This window comes from Streptococcus danieliae (assembly GCF_013415245.1).
Taxonomy (GTDB): Bacteria; Bacillota; Bacilli; order Lactobacillales; family Streptococcaceae; genus Streptococcus; species Streptococcus danieliae_A.
In genome coordinates, this window is sequence record NZ_JACBXX010000193.1 from 1 (window position 1) to 2976 (window position 2976).

4 protein-coding genes are annotated in these 2976 nt (G+C 41.2%); 1 reads left to right on the forward strand and 3 read right to left on the reverse strand.

Annotation, left to right across the window (positions count from 1 at the left end; genetic code table 11):
• Positions 1-190: 190 nt before the first annotated feature.
• Positions 191-1417 carry an MFS transporter gene (locus tag HZY94_RS08960; protein ID WP_179925861.1) on the forward strand — a complete coding sequence of 409 codons (1227 nt, stop codon included), beginning with the start codon at positions 191-193 and terminating at the stop codon, positions 1415-1417.
• Positions 1418-1514: 97 nt separating this feature from the next.
• On the opposite strand, the gene HZY94_RS08965 is transcribed toward HZY94_RS08960, so the two are convergent.
• The 3 genes from HZY94_RS08965 to HZY94_RS08975 form a co-directional block, all read right to left on the reverse strand.
• On the reverse strand, positions 1515-1796 hold the full coding sequence (locus HZY94_RS08965; RefSeq protein WP_179925862.1) for a hypothetical protein: 282 nt from the start codon (positions 1794-1796) through the stop codon (positions 1515-1517).
• Between the two features lie 139 nt (positions 1797-1935).
• The gene (locus HZY94_RS08970; protein WP_179925863.1) at positions 1936-2475 is read right to left on the reverse strand and encodes an Rgg family transcriptional regulator; all 540 of its coding nucleotides are present in this window, start codon (positions 2473-2475) and stop codon (positions 1936-1938) included.
• A 48-nt stretch (positions 2476-2523) separates the two neighbouring features.
• Positions 2524-2976: group II intron maturase-specific domain-containing protein (locus HZY94_RS08975; protein WP_306538732.1), on the reverse strand; the 453-nt coding region annotated here is incomplete at its 5' end.

Below are 2976 nucleotides of genomic sequence, written 5' to 3' on the forward strand. Positions count from 1 at the left end.
TTGGTTCTTATGGCCAATAACCTCCTCAAATATGGGAAGAGGAGTACCTAAAAAGAAAAGGAGAGACTCATTTCAACGAATGAATCTCTCCTTTTTATACTTTACGGGACTTTTTGTCCCAAGCTCATGAAATAAATAAGAATATCCCTGTATTTTAGTGTATAATATTTTAAGATAGGAGGTCTATTCTATGAATCTGAAAAAGCACAAACTCTATTTTGCTACTTTTTTTACCGATATGCTCTCGAACTTCGGGGATACTGTCTATAGTCTCGCACTCATGAACTATGTATTGCTGGTTCCTCAGAAGGAACAAGCGATCGCACTCGTCAGCATCTCTGAATCCTTACCAATTCTCTTTAGTATCCTCATGGGCTATTGGGCTGACCAAAAAGAAAAAAAAGTAGACTGGATTCTCTACAGTCAAATCAGTCGTTTCGCCCTCTACCTCCTAGCTGGTTTCCTGCTCCAGTTTGATCCAGCCCTCATTTTAGTCCTCGCCCTCGTAGGCATCAATTTCTTTTCTGATTTAGTTGGTAAATTTGAAAACAGCCTGTTTCTCCCTCTTAAGGTACAACTCCTCCCCCCAGAGGAAAGAGAAACCCTCCTTGCCACCACGCAAGGGATCGAAGCTAGTAGCTCCATTGTTTTTCAATTCATCGGAGCAGCCCTGATCAGTTGGATTAGCTATAGTCAACTAGCCTTTCTAAATGCCACTACCTTTTTACTAGCAGCTCTCCTCACCCTATATCTCCGCCCCCATCTATTAAGAAGGGCTACTGTTCCTGTTACTCACTCTGAAGAAAAACAAGGACTTATCTCTTCTATAAAGGAAGCTCTTCAGCAAATGAAGCAAACTCCTAAAATGATTCCTTTGCTGAGTATTTTAGCCAGCATCAATGGCATTTTCTCCATTTTAATTCCTCTAATCCTAGCCACCATCGCCTCCAACCCTGACTTCGCCATCTTGTCGGCGGCTTCCACTGTTGCTGGTGTCTCCGTTATCTTAGGAATTAGTTCGATCCTAGGAAATATTCTCATTTCCACTCTCTTTAAAAACCTTTCTCTCCTTCACATCATCCAGGCTACCTGCCTCTTAGCTCCACTACTCTTTTTAAGCTTTCTAAGCCAGCTCCCCTCCCTAGTAATCCTCTGTATCTTTTTCATGGGGATTCTCATGGGCTGTATCCAGCCCAAGGTATCTGCCTATTTCATGAGCCACCTTCCCATTGAACAACTGGGCATCCTCAGCTCTAGTATCTCAACTTTATTGCAAGCCACCATCCTTGTCAGTCAGCTACTATTTTCAGGATTGCTTTTAAGCTTACCGCTCTCCTGGATTCTCTTCCTGTTCCTCGCCCTAGCCATCAGCCTAAACGTCTTTCTACTTCACAATAGACAAAAACTCAAAGATTAATTCTAGAAGAAGCATTGATTTTCAACGAATATACACAAAAGCAGAGACCAGATCAAATCTAGTCTCTGCTTTTTAGCTGAATCCCAAAACTCTGGACTCACTTTGACTGCTCCTGCGAGCTATCTTCAATGACAACCTTCTTAGACCAAGGAGTTTTATGATTCTCCACAAAATTCCCAAAGTCATCTTCCTCTTCGGAACTATCCTCCTCATCAGAGCTTTCTAGCTCATCCTGATCCTGATTTTCTTCATTCAAATCCACTGTACCAAACAACTGGAATGAACTACTTCCTTTAGAAGAAGCCGAATTCGACTGTACCAAGATCCATCCACCAACAACAAGACCGACTAATACCAAAAGCAACAAAACTTTTTTCATGATAATCTCCTTACACTAATATCATTCTATATAACAAGGATATTTTATCAAACTTTCACACGGCTTTCCAGATTTTTCCACATTTTATCTGATTCCCTTACATGAAAACACTCCATAAATTCAGAAAAATTCCTTTATTTTAACGACTATCAACAGAGTTTTTACCCTTCTCCAATCCCTGAATTGTCTCAGAAATAGCTTCTGACAAATAATAACAATCCAAGAACTCCGCAAACCGCTGGCACTCTTTCATCGTATCTAAAGCAGCTTTATCCCCTTGCAGATAGGCTAAGTGAGCCCGACAAAATTTCAGCTGTAGCCGTTCAAAAACATCATTTTCCAGAATGTCTAAAGATTGAATTAGGCGAATCAATTTACTAGCCCGACGTTCTTCTCCCCTATCTAATAGAATCGCTAAAGTATTCAACAAAATGCTATTAACTCTCCGCCTATTTTCATCGATCTGTATATAAAACTGCGTACGAGATAAAAGCTCCTGAGAAAACAAGTCCAAGGTTGGTGTACTTAAGGAATCACAGGCGTTCGCTAATATCCATAACTCATAAAAACACCACTCCTCTACCGAAAACAGGTAATCCGTAATAACTTCTATTTCGCTAGCAGGAATCGGATAGTCCGAATCACACCGATTTAAAAAGACAATCGAGTAGAGGCTAATTTCTAGTCCCTCTCACACCACCGTGCGTGCCGTTCGGCACACGGCGGTTCAACTAACTTTTAACGCATGTCGTTTAAGATAGAAATCTAGACAAGAAACCAGTCCTCTTTTAGTAAGGGCTGGTTTTGATATAGCTCGCTTTAAGACTGACTTTTGTGCCACTAGTTGATAGTGGTTACCCCAGCCAGATACTTTATCGGCTATCCATTTCGGAACACCTAGTTTCAGAAGTCCCCATAGTCGTCTCGATTTTTTCTTCCATTGCTTCCAGATAATGACTCGGATACGAGTTCGTAAACGCTCATCTATTTGCGTCAGTATCGTCTTCATATTACCAAGTGAGAAGTAATTTACCCAACCGCGGATAACCCAATTTAATCGTTCAATCCGTGTCGTTAGGTCAATGCTCCACTTCCTCGTCGTTAGTCGCTTCAGCTTGCGCTTAAAACTCTGTACACTATCTTGATGGGGACGGCATTTCCAGCCTTTCGGAGAAAATTT